General features: G+C 67.9%; 21 protein-coding genes (1 of these 21 only partly in view). 15 read left to right on the top strand and 6 right to left on the bottom strand.

Annotated elements, in window-relative coordinates; genetic code table 11:
• Positions 1 to 308: 308 nt before the first annotated feature.
• On the bottom strand, positions 309 to 533 hold the full coding sequence (locus tag TRAD_RS15940) for a helix-turn-helix domain-containing protein (protein WP_148221172.1): 225 nt from the start codon (positions 531 to 533) through the stop codon (positions 309 to 311).
• Between the two features lie 129 nt (positions 534 to 662).
• Here TRAD_RS15940 and TRAD_RS16225 point away from each other — a divergent pair, with 129 nt between their 5' ends.
• Genes TRAD_RS16225 through TRAD_RS02760 form a run of 5 tightly spaced genes read left to right on the top strand, consistent with a single transcriptional unit; the run spans position 663 to position 3,145 of the window.
• A complete protein-coding gene (locus TRAD_RS16225) occupies positions 663 to 818 on the top strand; it encodes a hypothetical protein (protein ID WP_013177062.1) in 156 nt (51 codons plus the stop codon).
• Positions 818 to 1,024 carry a hypothetical protein gene (locus TRAD_RS02745; RefSeq protein ID WP_013177063.1) on the top strand — a complete coding sequence of 69 codons (207 nt, stop codon included), beginning with the start codon at positions 818 to 820 and terminating at the stop codon, positions 1,022 to 1,024. The genes TRAD_RS16225 and TRAD_RS02745 overlap by 1 nt, the downstream gene beginning before the upstream one ends.
• Complete coding sequence (tnpA, locus tag TRAD_RS02750) at positions 1,024 to 1,419, top strand: IS200/IS605 family transposase (protein ID WP_013177064.1); 396 nt, start codon at positions 1,024 to 1,026, stop codon at positions 1,417 to 1,419. The genes TRAD_RS02745 and tnpA overlap by 1 nt, the downstream gene beginning before the upstream one ends.
• On the top strand, positions 1,419 to 2,618 hold the full coding sequence (locus TRAD_RS02755) for an RNA-guided endonuclease TnpB family protein (RefSeq protein ID WP_013177065.1): 1,200 nt from the start codon (positions 1,419 to 1,421) through the stop codon (positions 2,616 to 2,618). The genes tnpA and TRAD_RS02755 overlap by 1 nt, the downstream gene beginning before the upstream one ends.
• Before the next feature lie 26 nt (positions 2,619 to 2,644).
• On the top strand, positions 2,645 to 3,145 hold the full coding sequence (locus TRAD_RS02760) for a ComEA family DNA-binding protein (protein WP_013177066.1): 501 nt from the start codon (positions 2,645 to 2,647) through the stop codon (positions 3,143 to 3,145).
• Between the two features lie 2 nt (positions 3,146 to 3,147).
• Here TRAD_RS02760 and TRAD_RS16700 read toward each other — a convergent pair whose 3' ends face one another.
• Entirely contained in the window at positions 3,148 to 3,276 is a 129-nt protein-coding gene (locus TRAD_RS16700; RefSeq protein ID WP_281054493.1) for a hypothetical protein, read from the bottom strand.
• Between the two features lie 21 nt (positions 3,277 to 3,297).
• Between TRAD_RS16700 and TRAD_RS02765 the strand changes: the two genes are divergently transcribed.
• The 6 genes from TRAD_RS02765 to TRAD_RS02790 all read left to right on the top strand — a co-directional run bounded on the left by TRAD_RS02765 (position 3,298) and on the right by TRAD_RS02790 (position 10,131).
• Positions 3,298 to 5,535, top strand: coding sequence for a DNA internalization-related competence protein ComEC/Rec2 (locus tag TRAD_RS02765; protein WP_185095192.1), 2,238 nt, complete (start codon positions 3,298 to 3,300; stop codon positions 5,533 to 5,535).
• Between the two features lie 119 nt (positions 5,536 to 5,654).
• Complete coding sequence (locus TRAD_RS02770; RefSeq protein WP_185095193.1) at positions 5,655 to 6,395, top strand: serine/threonine-protein kinase; 741 nt, start codon at positions 5,655 to 5,657, stop codon at positions 6,393 to 6,395.
• Entirely contained in the window at positions 6,392 to 7,330 is a 939-nt protein-coding gene (gene holA / locus TRAD_RS02775; protein ID WP_013177069.1) for a DNA polymerase III subunit delta, read from the top strand. Before TRAD_RS02770 ends, holA begins: the two co-directional genes overlap by 4 nt.
• Before the next feature lie 201 nt (positions 7,331 to 7,531).
• Positions 7,532 to 8,464 carry a methylmalonyl Co-A mutase-associated GTPase MeaB gene (gene meaB / locus TRAD_RS02780; protein ID WP_013177070.1) on the top strand — a complete coding sequence of 311 codons (933 nt, stop codon included), beginning with the start codon at positions 7,532 to 7,534 and terminating at the stop codon, positions 8,462 to 8,464.
• 2 nt (positions 8,465 to 8,466) lie between these two features.
• Positions 8,467 to 8,952 carry a pantetheine-phosphate adenylyltransferase gene (gene coaD / locus TRAD_RS02785; RefSeq protein WP_041947487.1) on the top strand — a complete coding sequence of 162 codons (486 nt, stop codon included), beginning with the start codon at positions 8,467 to 8,469 and terminating at the stop codon, positions 8,950 to 8,952.
• Between the two features lie 183 nt (positions 8,953 to 9,135).
• On the top strand, positions 9,136 to 10,131 hold the full coding sequence (locus tag TRAD_RS02790; RefSeq protein WP_013177072.1) for an Hsp33 family molecular chaperone HslO: 996 nt from the start codon (positions 9,136 to 9,138) through the stop codon (positions 10,129 to 10,131).
• Between the two features lie 21 nt (positions 10,132 to 10,152).
• On the opposite strand, the gene TRAD_RS02795 is transcribed toward TRAD_RS02790, so the two are convergent.
• Positions 10,153 to 10,569: a c-type cytochrome gene (locus tag TRAD_RS02795; RefSeq protein ID WP_049772934.1), complete on the bottom strand. Its 417-nt coding sequence runs from the start codon at positions 10,567 to 10,569 to the stop codon at positions 10,153 to 10,155.
• Positions 10,570 to 10,578: 9 nt separating this feature from the next.
• Complete coding sequence (locus TRAD_RS02800; protein ID WP_013177073.1) at positions 10,579 to 12,075, bottom strand: alkaline phosphatase; 1,497 nt, start codon at positions 12,073 to 12,075, stop codon at positions 10,579 to 10,581.
• 147 nt (positions 12,076 to 12,222) lie between these two features.
• Here TRAD_RS02800 and TRAD_RS02805 point away from each other — a divergent pair, with 147 nt between their 5' ends.
• Positions 12,223 to 13,134 (top strand): DMT family transporter, encoded by a 912-nt coding sequence (locus TRAD_RS02805; RefSeq protein WP_221401642.1) that lies wholly within the window; start codon positions 12,223 to 12,225, stop codon positions 13,132 to 13,134.
• A gap of 70 nt (positions 13,135 to 13,204) precedes the next feature.
• Here the strand turns inward: TRAD_RS02805 and bshB1 are convergent, their stop codons facing one another.
• Both bshB1 and plsY read right to left on the bottom strand, forming a co-directional pair.
• Positions 13,205 to 13,879, bottom strand: a complete 675-nt coding sequence (bshB1, locus tag TRAD_RS02810) for a bacillithiol biosynthesis deacetylase BshB1 (RefSeq protein ID WP_013177075.1) — start codon at positions 13,877 to 13,879, stop codon at positions 13,205 to 13,207.
• Positions 13,872 to 14,504, bottom strand: coding sequence for a glycerol-3-phosphate 1-O-acyltransferase PlsY (gene plsY / locus TRAD_RS02815; protein WP_013177076.1), 633 nt, complete (start codon positions 14,502 to 14,504; stop codon positions 13,872 to 13,874). Before plsY ends, bshB1 begins: the two co-directional genes overlap by 8 nt.
• A gap of 245 nt (positions 14,505 to 14,749) precedes the next feature.
• Between plsY and TRAD_RS02820 the strand changes: the two genes are divergently transcribed.
• From TRAD_RS02820 to TRAD_RS02830, 3 genes are all read left to right on the top strand, one after another.
• The gene (locus tag TRAD_RS02820; RefSeq protein WP_013177077.1) at positions 14,750 to 16,303 is read left to right on the top strand and encodes a rhomboid family intramembrane serine protease; all 1,554 of its coding nucleotides are present in this window, start codon (positions 14,750 to 14,752) and stop codon (positions 16,301 to 16,303) included.
• 105 nt (positions 16,304 to 16,408) lie between these two features.
• The gene (gene trhA, locus TRAD_RS02825) at positions 16,409 to 17,092 is read left to right on the top strand and encodes a PAQR family membrane homeostasis protein TrhA (RefSeq protein WP_013177078.1); all 684 of its coding nucleotides are present in this window, start codon (positions 16,409 to 16,411) and stop codon (positions 17,090 to 17,092) included.
• Between the two features lie 47 nt (positions 17,093 to 17,139).
• Positions 17,140 to 17,215: the start of a YqjF family protein gene (locus TRAD_RS02830; RefSeq protein ID WP_049773169.1), read on the top strand. Its footprint extends 602 nt past the window's final position; 76 of the gene's 678 nt are visible here — the first part of the coding sequence; it begins with the start codon at positions 17,140 to 17,142; the stop codon falls past the right edge of the window.

The following is a 17,215-nucleotide window of genomic DNA, read 5'->3' on the forward strand; positions in this document are numbered from 1 at the left end:
GCCAGAGGCCGCGCCATGACCCCGGAGCAAAGGCTTAGGCCACGCGTAGACCTTCGAGGCGGATGGGTTCAAGATCTCGTGCGTGGCCTCTGGTGGGTGCGTCGCCGCCGTCTCGGGATACGTTTAGCGCGCATCTAGGAAGTGTCGCCCGGTCGGTACGGCGAACCGTGTGCTGTGCAGAGCGACCGAGCGAGATTTTTCGCGCCGGTTGTTTGCGCCCTCTTATAGAAGTTGGGGGTATGGGGGGCTGCAAAACCCACGTGCTTTAGCCGTGGGATGTAGCAGCCCCCCAACTAGCTCTGCAAGAGCTAGCTCTTCTGGCTGTTCGCAGTCGAGGGTTTTTCTCTGACGTAGAGTTCGAGGTTTAGAGCGTCAAGAAGTTGCTGCCAGCTTTCAGGAACCTCTCCAACGTGTTCGTTTAGCATTCGGCCTAGATACTGCCGCTGCAATCCTAGACTTCGCGCCACCTCGGCTTGGCTTTTCCCAAGCTCGTCAATTCGCCTTTTAACAGCTTGTCTAATGGAGTCAGTCATGAAGACAGTATAGCAGCATCGTCACCACAACATGTTGACAGCCGTCACCATATTGTGTATACTTAAAGCATCTGAGCGGCATAGCCGCCAAGCACACGCCGCTCAGAAATTCCGTTAAGGGGAATCAAGATGAACGATAGCACGAACCTCCCAACCGAAGCCGAGCAAGCATCACTCCGCGACTGGCGCACCTGGCAAGCCGAGCACCACGCTCGCCGCGAAGCCAAAGGCTACAACGAGCCGGTATCCGATGAAGAAGCTCTCGACATCCTGGGGTTGCTCTAATGAGCAGCCCCATCAAACAGGCGGCCAATACCCTGCCGGGCTGCCATTGCACCCCACTTGAAGCCCTCCTCGAGAACTGCACTGAACAGCTTGTGCAGGAGTACAAGTTCCTCTCCGACAACGACCTTCGTATTGTCGAACTGGTGCGAGAGGCACTGAAACGGGGCGTAGAACTCGCCAACAGCCGGGTAGGGGACTTTCTCTGATGCCCCGCGCCTACCAGCACAAGACCACCTCGGTATTCCTCTTGAACTACCATCTCGTGTGGATACCGAAGTACCGCAAGAAGCTGCTGGTAGGGCGCGTCAGTGACAGGCTCAGCGAACTGCTTAACGACAAGTGCGAACGGATGGGGTGGGAGGTCATCGCCTTAGAGGTGATGCCCGACCACCTCCATCTCTTCATCGGCGCTGACCCCAGCACCTCGGTGGATTGCATCGTTCGTCATCTCAAGGGCTACACCTCCTTCAAGTTGCGGCAGGAGTTTCCACATCTGGCGCGGTTGCGTAGTCTGTGGACGCGCTCGTATTTCGTTTCGACCGCTGGTAACGTCAGCTCCCAGACGATTGAGCGGTATATTGCAGAGCAGAGGAAACGCTGATGCTGCTTCGCAAGGTCTACCGCTTCCAGATGCGCCCCACAAAGGCGCAGGAAGAACTGCTGTGCCAGATGGCTGGGGCGAAACGCTTCGTGTTCAATTGGGCGCTGGCTAGGCGTCGTGACTTCTATGAGGCGAACAAGGAGGGCATCAGTGCCAAGCAGCTTTCAAGCGAGCTAACCGACCTGAAAAAGCAACCTGAAACCGGGTGGCTTAAGGGCGTTGACTCGCAGCTCCTTCAACAGGCGCTCAAGGACGTTGACCGCAGCTTCAAGAACTTCTTTGAGAAACGCTCGCGCTTTCCTCGGTTCAAGTCGCGCAAGCGAGAGATGCCGAGCTTCCGCATTCCGCAACGGGTCAAGGTTGAAGATGGCAAGGTCTACGTTCCTAAAATCGGCTGGGTACGCATCCGCCAGTCTCAAGACATTGACTGCAAAACCAAGTCGGCCACCTTCAAGCGCGACGCCACCGGCAAGTGGTATGTGACGCTGACGGCCGAGTTTGAAATGCCGGACGTGCCACTACCGCCCGCCAAGCCTGAGAACGTCGTAGGCATAGACCTCGGGCTCAAAGACTTCGCTGTCCTTTCCAGTGGTGAACGGGAAGCGCCGCCCAAGCACTACCGCGCCGCCGAGAAGAAGCTGAAACGCGCACAAAGGGCGCTCTCTCGCAAGCAGAAGGGAAGCAAGAACCGTGATAGAGCCAGACAGCAGCTAGCTCGTATCCATCAGAAAGTCAGGAACAAACGTCAAGACTTTCTCCATAAGATGACCACCTCCCTAGTGAGGGGCTATGAGGGTATCTGTATCGAAGACCTATCGCTCAAAGGCATGGCGAGAACCAAGCTAGCCAAGAGCGTGTCTGATGCGGCCCTCGGAGAGTTCCGTAGGCAACTCGAGTACAAAACGGTGTGGCATCGAAAGCACCTGGCAGTCATAGACAGGTTTTTCCCAAGTTCCAAGCTGCACATGGAGTGCGGCGCTATCAACGACGCCCTGACACTCGCTGATAGGGTTTGGACGTGTGCCTGTGGTGCGGTGATAGACCGCGACCTGAATGCGGCGCACAACATCAAAGTAGAAGGACTTAAACAGCTTGTCGCGGCGGGGCACGCCGAGACGCTAAACGCTTGTGGAGCGCAGGTAAGACCGACCCTAATCAGTCGGCACAGCGCTGTGAAGCAAGAATCCCACGTGCTTTAGCCGTGGGAGTGTCAAAAGCTCGCGCTATGGGGGCACGGGCTGAAACGCTCCTGACGCTCGCTCTACTCGCCCTTTGTGCGGGGCTCGCGGGCGTCAACCTCTATCCGCGCCTAACCGTGCAGAGCGTCGCGCTCGAGTTCGAGTACCCCGAGGTGACGGTCGCCGTGATGGGGGAGGTCGCGGCGCCCGGGGTCTACACCCTGCCGTGGGGGTCGCGCGCCGAGGATCTCATCGCGGCGGCGGGGGGGATGAGCGAGGCCGCCGAACCGGCGCTCGTCAACCTCGCCGACCCGCTCACCGACGGCGAGATGCTCTTTGTGCCGAGCGCCCGCACGGATGGCGAGGCGCGCGTGAGCCTGAACACCGCTTCGGCGCGCGAGCTCGAGCTGCTGCTGCCGGGCGTCGGGCCGGTCTTGGCGGCGCGCATCGTCGCGGCGCGGCCCTTTACCCACATTGACGACCTCCTCGAGGTCTCCGGCATCGGTCCGGCGACCCTCGAGAAGCTCCGCCCCTATGTCAAACCTTGATGTCAAACCTCGAGGCGCCCCGTAAAGCGCCCGATGAGGCGCTGGGCCGCGACGGGTTGGACGGCTCGAGCCGCGTGCCCCTCGGCCGCGCCTCGCGGCGGCCCCCAACGCCCGCGGTGTACGCGGTGCACGACCCTCCCGAGCGCTCAGCCGTGCCTGAAGCTGCCCGGGTGCGCCGCCCCGCGCTCCTCTGGGCGGCGCCGGCAGCGCTCGCGCTGGTGTTGGGTATCGCGCTCGCGGGGTGGGGGGCGGCGTACCTACCGGACTACGCCACGCGCGCGGGGAGTGTGGCGCTGGCCCTGCTCTACGCCCTCGCCCTGCTGCTCGCGCGGCGGCCTTGGCTCCTGCTGTGCGCCCTCTTCGTCCCCGTCGGTTTCGAGCGTTACGCGCTGTGGGAGGCGCGCCCCCGCCCGCTCGAGCCGCTCTTGGGGGTAGAGCGGTCCTTTAGCGGCGAGAGCGACGGCGTCTACCTGACCCTCGACGAACCCGCCGGGGCGCGCGTCGTCCTCTCGCCGCGGGGGGTCGTCGGGGTGGGGCGCGCCTCGCTCGTCGGCACCCTCCGCGAAGCGAGCGGCAAACGCAACCCCGGCGGGTTCGACTACCGCGGCTACCTGCAGCGCCGCGGGGTCGAGGCGCAGCTGCGCGTGGCCGAGGTCACGGCCTTTACCCCCACCGTGACCCTCAAGGGGCGCTTGCAGCGCGGGGTCGAGGCGGGCCTGGCGGGGGAGCGCGCCGCGCTCCTAAGCGCCATGACGCTCGGCGTGCGCGACGACCTGGGCGAGCTCCGGATGAGCTTCGCGGCGGCGGGGCTCGCGCATGTGCTCGCCCTTTCGGGGCTGCACGTCGGCGTGCTCCTGGGGGCGGCGGGGCTCTTGCTGCGGCCCTTGGGGACGCTGCGCTACCCGCTCCTGCTCGCCCTTACCGCCGCTTTCGTGCTCCTCGTGGGCGCCTCACCGAGCGTGCTGCGCGCTGGCGTGATGGCGGGGGCGGTGCTGGTGTCGCTGTGGTTCGGGGCGGGGCGGCTCGAGCCCTGGCCCGCGCTCGCCCTCGCGGCGCTCGTTACCCTGCTGCTCAACCCCAGCTTCCTCTTCGACCTCTCTTTTCAGCTCTCCTACGGTTCGGTCATGGGCATCTTGCTCTTCGCCGGCCCCACGCTGCGCCGCCTTTTGGGGGCGCGCGCCGCGTCGCTCGCGTGGTGGCACCCCGGCACCCTGCTCGTCGGCGGCGCCGTGGTGAGCGCCTCGGCGCAGGCGTTGACGCTACCTTTCGTGGCGCACCACTTCAACCTCGTACCGCTCTTTGGCCCGCTGGTCAACGTCGTCGCGGTGCCGCTCGCGACGCTTTTGGTGCCGCTCGGCTTTTTGGCGGGGCTTGCTGGGCTCGTGTCGCTGCCGCTCGCGGAGGCGCTAGGCGCGCTCGCGAGCCCCCTGGCGGGGGCCATGATCGCCGTGTCGGCGCTCGCTGCGCCGTGGCCCCAGGTGACGTGGGGGGAACTCGAGCCCATCGGTTTTCTCTACTTCGGGGTGGGCGCCTTGGCGGCGGCGCTGGTGGCGCAGGGGCGGCTGCGCCCTTGGCGGGGGCTCTTGGTCGTCGCGGCGGCGATGATCGCCTCGAGCCTCACGCCCCCCTTTTACGGCCATGCGGAGCTCGTCTTTTTCGATGTGGGTCAGGGTGACAGCGCGCTCATTCGCCTGCCGGGGCGCGTGGAGATCCTCGTCGACGGCGGCGGCACGCCCTTTAGCGACTTCGACGTCGGCGCGCGCACGGTCGTACCGGCGCTGCGAGCGCTAGGCGTCGATGAGCTCGAGCTGGTCATCGCCACGCACGACGACGCCGACCACATCGAGGGGCTCGTGAGCGTGCTCGAAAGGGTGCCCGTGCAGCACCTGCTCGTCGCGCACCCGAGCGACAAGGCGGTCTTCCGGGAGCTCATAGCGACCGCCGAGCGGCGCGGCGTCCCCGTAACCGAGGTGCGGCGCGGTCAGCGCGTCCACGTGGGGGCAGCGCGGCTCGACATCCTCAACCCGCCCAAGCGCCCCTACGGGGAGTCGAACGCCGACTCGGTCGCCTTTGTGCTGAACGTCGCCGGCGCGCCCCAGGCGCTCTTTCTGGGCGACGCGCCCGCCGAGGTCGAGGCGGCCCTGGCGGTGCCCAGGGTGCCGGTGCTCATGGCCGCGCACCACGGTTCGCGGTTTTCAACCTCCGAAGCGCTCCTTTTGGCCGCGCAACCGGAGGTCGCCGTGCTCTCGTACGGCCGCAACAACTACGGCCACCCCCACCCGGACGTGCTCGCGCGCCTAGAGGCGGCTGGGGCGCAGGTGCGGCACACCTACCTCGAGGGGGCAGTGCGGCTGCCGCTAAGCAAGCCGCTAGCGGGCGATGAGCCATGAGGGTGAAGCGTTGACGCGTCGTTCACCGCTCATTGCCGCGATCTACTGCCTTCTACTTTCAGACGCTCTACCACAACCGCCGCGCACGGCATGTTAATTTATTCCTAATGTTCACCCCCGTGCGCGTGCTTTCGAGTGGCGGTCCGGTGCGCGTCGAACTGGCGCGTTGGCGGGGCAAGCTCGTGGTCGTCAAACAGCTCCAGGGCGCCTCGCCGGTACTCGCCAACCGGTTGGGGCGCGAAGCGGCGGTCGTGACCCACCTCGAGCACGACCACATCGTGCCGCTTTTAGCCGTGCAGGACACCTCGCTCATCTACGCCTACTGCCCCGGCGTCACCTTGAGCGAAGCCCTGCGGGAGGGGCCCCTCAGTGTGGCCCTCAGCGTGCGCGTGACGACCGATGTGCTGTCGGCGCTCGAGTACGCCCACGCCAAACACGTCATCCACCTTGACGTCAAACCGTCGAACATCCTCATCAACGGCGAAAAGGCGATGCTGACCGATTTCGGCTTCGCCAAGGACTTGGCGCTCGCCGCGATCACCCAGCAGGGGATGTCGCTAGGCACCCCCAACTACATGGCGCCCGAGCAGTTCGCCGGCGAGCGCAGCGACCCGCGCAGCGACCTCTACGCCGTCGGGGCGGTGCTCTACCACCTGCTGACGGGGGCGCCCCCTTACGAGCGCGACCTCTTCCGCTTTCTCACCGGCGACCGCAGCGTCGTGCTCGCTCCCCTACCCGAGGAGGCCGCAGCGCTCCAAGGGGTCGTCACCAGAGCGCTCGAGTACGACCCCGACCGGCGCTTCGCGAGCGCCACCGAGATGCTCCGCGCGCTGCGCGCGGCGTTTCCGGGGCTAGCGTGATCCTCGCGTTTAGCGGCGATCCCTTTTTGGCCACGCGGGCCGCGCGGCGGGCGCTGCGGGCGCGCGGCTTTCGCGCCGAGGAGGTTACCGAACTCGGCGAGGGGCTCTCGGCCGACGGGGTGGCGCAGCTCGCCGCTCAGTCGGGGCTCTTCGGCCAGGTCGCGCTGCTGCTCGACTTCGACGCGGCCTTTAAGGGGCAGGCGGGGGTCAAGCCGCGCAACGAGGTCCTCAAGGTGCTAGAGGGGATCCCACCTGACACCGTCGTGGTGGTGCTCGACCTCGCCGCGACCCCCGCCCGCCAGAAGACCTACGCCGCTTTGGGCCACCACGAGCACCTGCCGACGCCGCGCTTTAACGCCCTGACGCACTGGGTACGCGCCGAGCTGCAGGGCGCCGGCGTCCACTTCGACGACGAGGTGCCGGAGATGCTCACCGACCTTTTCGGCGAGGACCTGCCGAGCATCGCCGCCGAGATCCAGAAGCTCGCCGTGTTGGGCGAAAGGCTTTCAAGCGAGCGCGTCCGCGAGATCGTCAACCGCCCCGCCTCGCGCGACGCTTTCGACCTCATCGAGGCGGTCGCGAAAGGGGAGGCGGCGCGCGCGCTGTCGGTGATTCGCTCGCTCGTCGCGCAAGGGGAGGCGCCGCCCAGGGTCTTGGGGGCGCTCGTGTGGCAGTACAACCTCGTGGCGCGCACCGTCGCGCTCAAAGAGGGGCGCGCCCGCACCGACGCCGGGCTCGTCGCGCAGACCTTGAAGGTCAAACCTTTCGTGGCGCAAAAGGCCCTCGCGCTCGCCGCGCCCCTCGACGAAGCGCGCCTGGGGCGGCTTTTAAGCGCGCTCCTTAAGGCCGACGTGGCGATGAAAACCGGCAAGGACGAGCTGTGGGCGCTCGAGTCGCTGGCCCTAGAGCTCTCGAGCCTGGCGCGCGTGCGTTAAGGCGCGGCGCGAGCTTCAGGTACGGCGAGCGCCGGCCGTGACCCTCCGACCTCGACGAGCCGTTTCGGTTGCGGCTAGAGCGTGCCCAACGCAAGGAGCGTTGTGAGCGCCGAATGGCTGGGCGCAAACGTTAGCGGCAGCCAGGCGCTTCCGAAAGGACACAGGGCGTAGGCCGCCGCGGATAAGGGGTATGCTCCGTATGTGAAACGAGAAGGCCTCGAGTCCCGCTTTCTAGACCGCAACGAGCGCGCGCTCGCCCGCGCGATAAGCCTTATCGAAGCCGGCGACGAGGCTGGGCAGGCGCTCTTGCAGCGCGTGCGGCGCCACGGGGGGCGCGCGCAGATCGTCGGCGTAACGGGCAGCCCCGGGAGCGGCAAGAGCACGCTCACCGACGCGCTTATCGAGGTGGCCCGCGCGAAGGGCAAGCGCGTCGCGGTCGTCGCGGTCGACCCGACGAGCCCCTATAGCGGCGGCGCCATCTTGGGCGACCGCATCCGCATGATGCGCCACCACGGTGACCCTGGGGTGTTCATCCGCTCGATGGCGACGCGCGGGCACTTAGGCGGGCTCGCGACCGCGACGCTGCAGGTCGTCGCCCTTCTAGACGCCTACGGGTTCGACGTCATCTTCGTCGAAACCGTCGGCGTCGGGCAGTCGGAGGTCGACATCGTGCGGGTCGCCGACACCACCGTGCTCGTGCTCACCCCCGGGCAGGGGGACGGGGTGCAGGCCTTTAAAGCGGGGATCATGGAGGTCGCCGACGTCTTCGTTATCAACAAGTTCGACCAACCCGGCGGCGACCGGTTGCGGCGGGAGATCAAGGCGGCTCTGGAGCTCTCCGCGTGGGCGCCGGAGGCGTGGCGGCCGCCGATCGTGCAGACGGTCGCCTCCGAAGGGGCGGGGGTGGCGGAGCTCTTCGAGCAGCTCGGGGCGCACCGGGAGCACCTGCTGCAAACGGGCGAGATCGAGCGCAAGCGTTTGGAGCGCGTCCGCTTCGAGGTCGCCTCGCTCTTAAGGGGTGAGGTGCAGCGGCGCGTCGAGGCCAAAGGCGCCGCCTTTGTCGAGGCGGTGCTCGCGGGGGAGACGTCGGTGACGGCCGTGGTCGACGAGTTTCTGGGCGCGGTGCGCTCGTGAGCCTGCACGCACTCTACCCGGGCTCCTTTGACCCGTTGCACAACGGGCACCTCGACATCATCCGGCGCTCGAGCCGCCTGGTCGCGCGGCTCACGGTCGCCGTGCTCTACAACCCGCTCAAGAGCACCGCGCGCCTGCCCATCGAGACGCGCCTCGCGGTGCTGCGCGAGGCGACCGCCGAGCTCCCCAACGTCGCCGTCGAGACCTTTGAGGGGCTACTGATCGACTACGCGCGCGCGCGCGGCGCGCACGCGGTGGTCAAAAGCCTGCGCAACGCCGCTGACTTCGAGTACGAGGCGCAGATGGCGCACCTCAACCGGCAGCTGAGTGGCGGCCTCGAGACGCTCTTTTTGCTCGCCGCGCCGGCGTGGTCGTTCGTCTCCTCGACGCGGGTGAGCGAGCTGTGGCGCTACGGCGCCGACGTCTCCGCGCTCGTCCCCGAGGCGACCCTCAAGGTGTTGCGGGCGCCCAAGGCGTCGCCCGGGTAGGCGTTTCCATGCGTCTTCGGCCCTACGCGGCTGCAGCCCCGGCGCACGTATACTGGTCGGGTTAGGCAGCGCCCGCTTCCCGCGTCGGTCGCGCTGCCGCGTCGTTTTAAACCGCTACATATCAGCAGGGTCTGCGTTGGCGCGGCGCGCCGCCAGCGCCCTGCCTGTTGCCGAAAGGACCCTATGTCATACCTGCTGCGCGGCGTCGCCGCCGAGGGCGGTGTCCGCGTCGTCGCCGCCGACACGACCGCCCTCGTCGAAGACGCCAGAACCCGCCACGACACCACGCCGACCGCGACCGCGGCGCTCGGCCGGACGCTCACCGGCGCCCTCTTGCTCTCGCACGTGCTCCTCAAAAACCCCCAAGACCGCGTGACGTTGCGTCTGCGCGGCGACGGCCCCCTGGGGGGGGTGATCGCCGACGCGGGGCTCGACGGCGCGGTGCGCGGTTACGTGAGCAACCCCAACGCGACGCTGCCGCCGCGGCCCGACGGCAAGCTCGACGTCGGCGGCGCGCTCGCTGGCCCGGAGGTGCGGGGCGACCTGCAGGTGATCCGCGCGCACGCTCCCTACGGCGACCCCTACAGCAGCTCGGTCAATCTGGTGTCGGGGGAGATCGCCGAGGACATCGCGGTATTTTTAGCGCAGTCCGAGCAGATCAGCTCGGCGGTGCTCTTGGGGGTGTACCTAGAAGCCTCCGGCGTGGTGCGCTCGGGCGGCGTGATCCTGCAAGCGCTGCCGGGGGTCGACGAGGGGGCTTTGGCGCGCCTCGAGGCCAACGTCCGCGCCTTCGGCCAACTCACCGACGCCATGCGGCGCTCGAGCCTCTTGGAGCTTCTCGAGGAGCTCTGCGCGGGGCTGGACTTTAAGCTGCTGACCCCCGACGCCCTGCCGCTGCGCTTTTCGTGCCGCTGCTCGGACGCCAAAGCCCTCGACGCGCTCGCCTACTTTACCCCCGAGGAGCGCGAGCGGATGATCGCAGAGGACGGCGGCGCCGAGGTCGTCTGTCACTGGTGCGGCGAGGCGCGTTGGCTCGGCCCCGAGGTGATCCGCACGATTTCGCGCGACGAGGTGCGCTGCCCCGCGTGCGGCACCCTGTGGTACCGCGAGGGGCAGGCGAAGATGGTCCGCGAGGGGGAGCGCTGCGCCTGCGGGCGCCCAGTGACGCTGCCTGCCTAGTACCTGCTTTCTAAAACCCGTCTAGGGGGCGCTGCGCCTCGCGTCGGGTGGGGGGTGGCTCAGGATAGAGGCGATCACCGCATCGATCTCGGCTTCGGCCTCCGGATCGTCGCGGCGCCAGAGGTTGGGCATGTAGCTTCCGGGTTTGATCCCCTGGGGGTTGCGGAGCCAGCGGCGGAGGTCTGCTGGACTGTTTGGGAGCCTTCCGCCAGCGAGGTAGCGGCGGTTTCCGAGGCCGGTGAGGTCGGGGGCGTGCGTGCCCGACGCGACGCCGGCGAGGGTGTGGCAGTCGCCGCACCCTTTGGCCGTAAAGACCATGGCGCCGCGCTCAAGCAGCGCTGCGTCCTCTGGGCCGGGTGGGGTGGCGGCGGCGAGCAGCAGGACGAGCGCGCCGCGGGCTAAACGGCGCGCTCTACAAGACAGGCTCAGATGGGGCACCGGGGCGGATTAAGCGACCGGGGTGTCAGGTAGGCTCGTGGTTTCGAGGATACCGAGCGCCTCCTCCTCGGTCATCGTCGGGTTCTCGTGCTCCACGCCGAGCGCTTCGGTCATCCAGGTGAAAAGGTGCACGTTGTCGACGAGCCCGATCTGCGCGGGGCGGCTGTTGGCCCCGTAGACGGCGACGGGCACCGGTCCGGCGGTGTGGTGGCTCGAGTTCCAGAAGAGGTTGATCCCCTGGTCGTGGTTGGCGAGCAGGTACGCGAGCACATTGGCCGCTCCCGAGGAGAAGGTGGGGGCGCGGATCTCGTCCTCGTCGCCGGCGGCGACCGCCGCGAGGCGACGGGCGTCACCCTCGGTCAGGCGCAGGTCCAGGTACTCCCGCGCCGCCTCGGCGATCTCGCCCGCCTCCGGCGCTTCGCCGAGCTGGGAGAACAGGTACTCAAAAGAGGCTCTATGCTTGGCGATGTTGTCAAACTGTACCGAGCTGTCGCGGTAGCCGCTGCCCGCGCCGTAGACCGCCCCGCCCCCCGTGCCGTGGTCGCTCGCCAAGATAAGCAGCGTGTCGGGGTGGCGGTCGATAAACGAGAGCACGACCTCCAGGGCGTCGTCGGCCGCCAGCGTGTCCCACAAGGTAGCGGCGGCGTCGGTGGCGTGGTTGGAGTGGTCGATGCGCCCCGCTTCGATCTGCAGCACGAACCCGTTTCCGTACCCCGAAAGAACCCGCAGCGCTTGACGCGTCATGTCGGCGAGGCTCGGGGTGTCGACGCCTTGGTGCACGCGGTCGATCTCGTAGGGGAGGTGACCGTTCGCAAAGATGCCGAGCAGCTTCGAGCCGCTACTCGCGGCGAGCGCCTCCTTGTTTTCGACGACGTCGTAGCCGCGGTTGCGAAACTCGGCGAAAAGCGGACGGCCGTCCTCGCGCAGGTCGGCCCGGAAAAAGCGGGTGCCGCCCCCCAAGATGACGTCGAGGCCGAAGTCGTAATAGAGGTCGGCGATGTCTTGCTCGGCGCCGCGGCCGGGGACGCTCACCACGAACCCGGCCGGGGTCGCGTGCGTCGCGGTGGTGGTGGTGGCGACGCCGGTGGCTTTGCCCGCCGCCTTGGCGAGCGCCATGATGGTGGTGAGTTCGCGGCCGTCGGGGAACATGCTCAGCGAGCCGTTGACCACCTTGCGGCCGGTGCTCCACGCTGAGGAGGCCGCCGCCGAGTCGGTGACGATGCTCGTGAGGCTGCTACTGAGCATGCTGCCGGCGGCGCCCAGTGCGAAGAGGCGCTCGAGCGCGAGCGTGCGCTGCTGGTGCCGCGCGGCGTACGCCCGCGCCGCCCCGTAGTCCTCCCAGGTAAAGCCGTCGTAGCAGAAAAAGACGAGGTTGCGCGCGCGAAAGTCCGTGTCGGGGCGAATCACCTGAGCGCGAGCGGCCCCGGGGTAGAGGGCGCGCAGCTTCGACAAGCCGATACCGGCGGCGACGGCGAGCGAGCCCTTGAGGAAGCTTCTCCGGTTCATGCCGACCTCCTTCTTCAGCGTCCCGCCGCAGGGTAGCGGATGGGTGTCAGCAGAGTTTCAGGGGCGCGGGCGCCCTTTAGAGCTTGGAGGCGCAGCGCTGTGCGAGCTGGTGCAACGCGGCTCCTCCAGCCGGTGTTAGAGTGCGCTGTGGCCATCTCGTGGGGCATGCTTGTCAACCTCTTTATCCTAGCCACGCTGTGGGGCAGCGCTTTCCCGGGGATCAAGCTGGGGCTCACCGGTCTCTCGGCGGGCAACCTTACGCTGCTGCGCTTTACGGTCGCGTCGCTCTGCTTCGCCCTCTTTTTGCTCGTAACGCGCAAGCGGCTGCTCCCCGACCGGCGCGACCTCCCTTACTTTTTCCTGGTGGGCTTTTTGGGCATTACGGTCTACCACCTAGCGCTCAACTACGGCCAGCGCTTCGTGAGCGCCGGGGCGGCGAGCCTGATCATCGCCACCGCCCCCGCTATTACCGCCGTGGTGGCGTTTTTCCTCCTCAACGACCGCCTCTCTTTACTCGGGTGGTCCGGTATCCTGCTCTCGTTTACCGGCGTGGCGCTTATCGTGCTCGGCGATGGCGGCGCGCTCTCCCTAAACCCCTTCGCCCTGCTCATCCTGCTCTCGGCGCTCGTCACGGCGTTTTACACGGTGCTGCAAAAGCCGCTCTTGCGGCGCTACGAGGCCGTCGAGGTGACCGCCTTTTCGACCTGGGCGGGGACGCTGCCGCTCCTCGTCTTCGCCCCCGGCCTCGTCGCCGACGCTGCTGATGCGGGGCGCACGGCCCTTTTGGCGGCGGTCTACATCGGGGTGTTTCCGGCGGCGGTGGCCTACGCGCAGTTTTCCTACGCCATCTCGCGGCTCCCGGTGACGCTCGCGACGTCGTTTCTCTACGCGGTGCCGGTCTTTAGCCTCCTGTTCGCGTGGCTGCTACTCGGCGAGGTGCCCTCGGCGCTCATGCTCGTCGGCGGGGCGGTGGCGCTCTCGGGCATCGTGGTCGTGGGGTACGCGAAGGGGCGCGCGGCGCGGCGAGCGCACGCCGTCGCCGAGCCCGAGGGGGTGTAGGTCCCTGCAGCTCGAGGCGTGTGGCGCGTAGACCATGCACCACGCGCACAAAAGCTGCCCGGGTCAGCGATCAAAAGGGCGTGTAGGCGACCGGCCGCGGCGTCCAGAGCGGTTCTCCGTAGGCGGCGCCGATAAACGTCCCCCAGTAGGCGGCGCGCCCACGGCGGGTGCGGTAGATGTCGGGGGTGACGGTTTCAGAGGCCGCTTCGCCGGTGAATTGACTTGTGTAGCAGCGCACCGCCGCCTCCCACACGTCGATGTAGTCGCTCGTATCGACCACCAACGTCGCCTCGAAAGGGCCGTTACCCATGTAGAAAAAGAGCCCCTGAGGTTTAAACGGTTCGCCCGAAAGGGGGCTGTTCTTGAGCCCCGCGAGGTGCACGGCGGCTGGGACGATGCGCGCCGCCGCGACGTGGTCGGGGTGGCGGTCGTTTTCGTGCGGGGCGACCACCACGCGGGGCCGCAGTTCGCGCAGCACGCGGGCAAGGTGCAGACGGCGGTCTTCGGAGTCGAGGATCCTCGAGTCGGGCCAGCCGAGGTTGCGCCGCACGCTCAAGCCGAGGATCCTCGAGGCGGCCTCGGCCTCTTTGGCGCGCTCTTCGGGCGTGCCTTTGGTCGCCGCTTCACCGCGCGTCAAGTCGATGATACCCGTGCTGCGCCCCTCGGCGTGCGCCCGCGCGAGGGTGCCGCCGAGCCCGAGTTCGGCGTCGTCGGGGTGTGGGCTGACGACGAGAAAATCAAGCACCCGAAACCTCTTTCTGGCTCCCGCTGGCGTGCTCGGTTTTGACCCCCAGGCGCCGTTCGGTCCCCTCGGCGAGGCGCCGGATGTTCTCGCGGTGCTTAAAGATCACCAAGCCGGCGAGCGTCACGACGAGAAACAGCTGCGGCGCGCTAAAGGGTCCCATGATCAGGAAAAAGATCGCGCTAAACATGGCGACCAGCGACCCGAGCGAGACGAAGCGGCCCAGGGCGATGGTGAAAAGCCCGACGGCGAGCGCCGCTAGGGTCGTCAGGGGGACGAGCGCGAGCCCGACACCGATGCTGGTGGCGACCCCCTTGCCGCCGCGGAAGCCCAAAAAGACGTTGAAGTTGTTTCCCAGCACGGTCGCCACCCCCGTTAGCACCAGGCCCCACGCGCCGAGGCCCAGGGCGCTCGCGATCAGCACGGCCAAGAGCGCTTTGAGCGGGTCGGCCAGGACGACCAAGATGGCCGGCCAAAGGCCGACGGCGCGCAGCACGTTCGTCGCGCCGATGTTGCCCGAGCCGACTTTCTGGATGTCTACGCCGTGCGCGCGCGCCACGAAGTACCCCGTGGGGAAGCTGCCGATCAGGTACCCTACGGTGACGCAGAGCAGGGTCACAGGGATCACCGCGGGCTCCTCACAGGCGGGGCGGCGGGGCCGCTAGGGGCGTAGCGCGTCGTACCATACACCGATTGTACACGCGGCGCGAGGGGGGAGGCGGTGCCCCCGCCAGTGTCGCGGTCTCTAGGCGGCTCGGTGCGGGTATGGGTGCGGGTGTGAGGGGTGCCGCGCGCCGCACCACAAGGCGCACCACGAGACGCCACAAGACGCCACAAGACGGGGTGCTACACGCGTGCGGGGTAGGCTAAACCATGTCTCAGGAGACGCTCCTGCTCTTTGTACTCGCCGTGTTCGGCCTCTACAGCGTGCGCTGGACCCAGCGGCTCGCCCCATTGGGGAGCGAGCTGCCGCTCAAAACGCTCCTGGCGACGCTGCTCTGCGCGCTGTTGGGGGCGCTTAATCTCACCGGAGCACCCGCGCCCCTAGCGGTGCGCGCTCTGGTGCTCGTCCTCGGCGCCCTTTACATCTTGGCTCCGCTGATCCTGATGGGGCTCTCGAGGGCGCACCGCTACGACCTCGCAGCGCGCCTCGCCGACCTGCTCTACTGGACGCCCGCGGGGCGAAGCGGGATAAAGCGGCTGATCGCTCAGGTCGCGCTGCACCACGACGACCCCGAGGCCGCCCTGGCGCTCCTCCCCGAAGGCGCTGGCGACATCTTGCGGCTGCAGGTCTTCGCCCTGCAAGGGCGTTGGCATGAGGTGCTGGCGTCTCCGGTCGAAGGTGGGGGCGACAACGCCTTTTTGGGGTTGGCGGCGCGCGTGCAGGCGCACCTAGGGCTCCACGACGAAGCGGCTGCCGAGGAGGAGCTGGCGCGCATGGTGGCGCGCTGGGAGGCGCAGGGCCAGGGGCCTTTGGGCTACCGCAGCATCACGCTGAGCCGGGCGCGCCTCGCGGCCTACCGCGGCGACCTCGCGGGCGCGCAGCGCGAGCTGCAAAACCCGCTCCCCGGCGTGCCCCCCTACCGCGTGCTCGAGATCCTCGCGCACGCCGCCGAGCGCGCCCACAACCCCGAAGCGGCCGGTCGGCTCTACGCGCAGGCGCACGCGTACGCGCCGCCGCGCGCGCGCGCGCGCCTGGGGGCGGCCGCGCACCGCTACGGGGTCGACCTCCCCGATACGCCGCGCCGCCAAGGGGCGACGACGACGGTGATGCTCACCGGGTTTCTGCTCGCGCTCTACGTCGTGCAGCTCTGGGTCGACAACCGCTACGGCGCCCGCAGTTGGGCCTTGACCGCGGGATTTTTGACCCTCCCCGACGCGCGCGTGCCGGGGGCGAGCGCCCTGTGGCGCTACCTTTCTTACGCCTTCGTCCACGGCGGCGTGGTGCACATCGCGCTTAACGCGTGGGTGCTTCTAGACATCGGGCGGCTCTACGAATCGCGCCGCCCGTGGGGGAGCCTGCTCGCGGCCTTCGTCTTCGGCAGCGTGATGGGGGCTTACTTGACGTTCGTCTCGCAAGGTGGCGCGCCGCCGGGGGTGATCGGCGCCTCCGGCGGGGTGCTGGGGGTCGCCGGGGCGCTTTTGGCCGACACCTGGCGTGGGCGCAGCGCCCGCGACCGGCTGCTCACGCGCTCGTTGGTGCAGTGGAGCGTGCTCATCGTGCTCTTTTCGCTCCTCTTGCCCGGCGTGTCGCTGTGGGGGCACATCGGCGGTCTCGTGGGGGGACTGCTCTGGGGGTTTATGCGCCAGGGGCTGCCGCAGACGCCGCAGCTCGACCGCTACGCCGGTGTGCTCAGCGTCGCCGCCCTCGCCTACGCGCTCTTCGGCGCGCTGTCGTGGCTCGCGCGCTTTGCACCGCAGCTGTAGGCGCGCTCGTGAGGCGCTGCTCGGCCTCTGCTGGGCTCGAGTCCGCAGCGCGCGCGACGTTCGCTCCGGCGCGCCCGGCCGCGCCCCTAGATGCTACACTCACGCATGACGCCTCGCCCCTCTAGAGGACTATCGCGCTATTTTCGCGAACCGGTCAACAGCTTGACGCACCTAGCCGGCGCGCTCTTCAGCCTCGCCGGCCTCGTCGTGCTGGTCGTGCTCGCCGCGGGGGAGCCCTGGCGGACGGTGAGCTTCGCCGTTTACGGCACCACCTTGGTGCTCCTCTACACCGCCTCGACGCTGCTTCACAGCCTTCACGTGGGCGCGCGCGCGCAGCGCCGACTGCGGCTTTTCGACCACGCGGCCATCTTTTTGCTTATCGCCGGCTCCTACACGCCGATCACGCTGGTGACGCTGCAGCAAGGCAGCGCCGCGTGGGGGTGGACGCTCTTTGCGCTGGTGTGGGGGGTGGCGGTGCTCGGGGTGGTCTTTAAACTCGTGTGGCTCGAGGCGCCCCGCTGGCTCTCGACGGGACTCTACTTGCTGATGGGTTGGCTGGCGCTCCTCGCGATCGTCCCCATTACCCGGGCGCTGCCGCCAGGCGGGCTCTTTTGGTTGCTGTTGGGCGGGGCGTTCTACTCCGTGGGGGCGGTGATCTACGGCCTCAAGCGCCCGGACTGGCTGCCGGGGGTGTTCGGGTACCACGAGCTGTGGCACCTTTTCGTGCTGGCGGGGAGCGTCAGCCACTTTCTGATGATGCTCCTTTACGTGTTGCCGGTGACCGCCTAGCGGACGTGAGCACGCCCCCGCCGCGCACCTCACCCTGGGTGCTCGCGATGACCTGGCGCGATTTGCTCTTTATGCACTGGCCGCTCGCGCCCGCGCACCTCGAGCCGCTCCTGCCCCCCGGTG

This window comes from Truepera radiovictrix DSM 17093, assembly GCF_000092425.1.
GTDB lineage: Bacteria > Deinococcota > Deinococci > Deinococcales > Trueperaceae > Truepera > Truepera radiovictrix.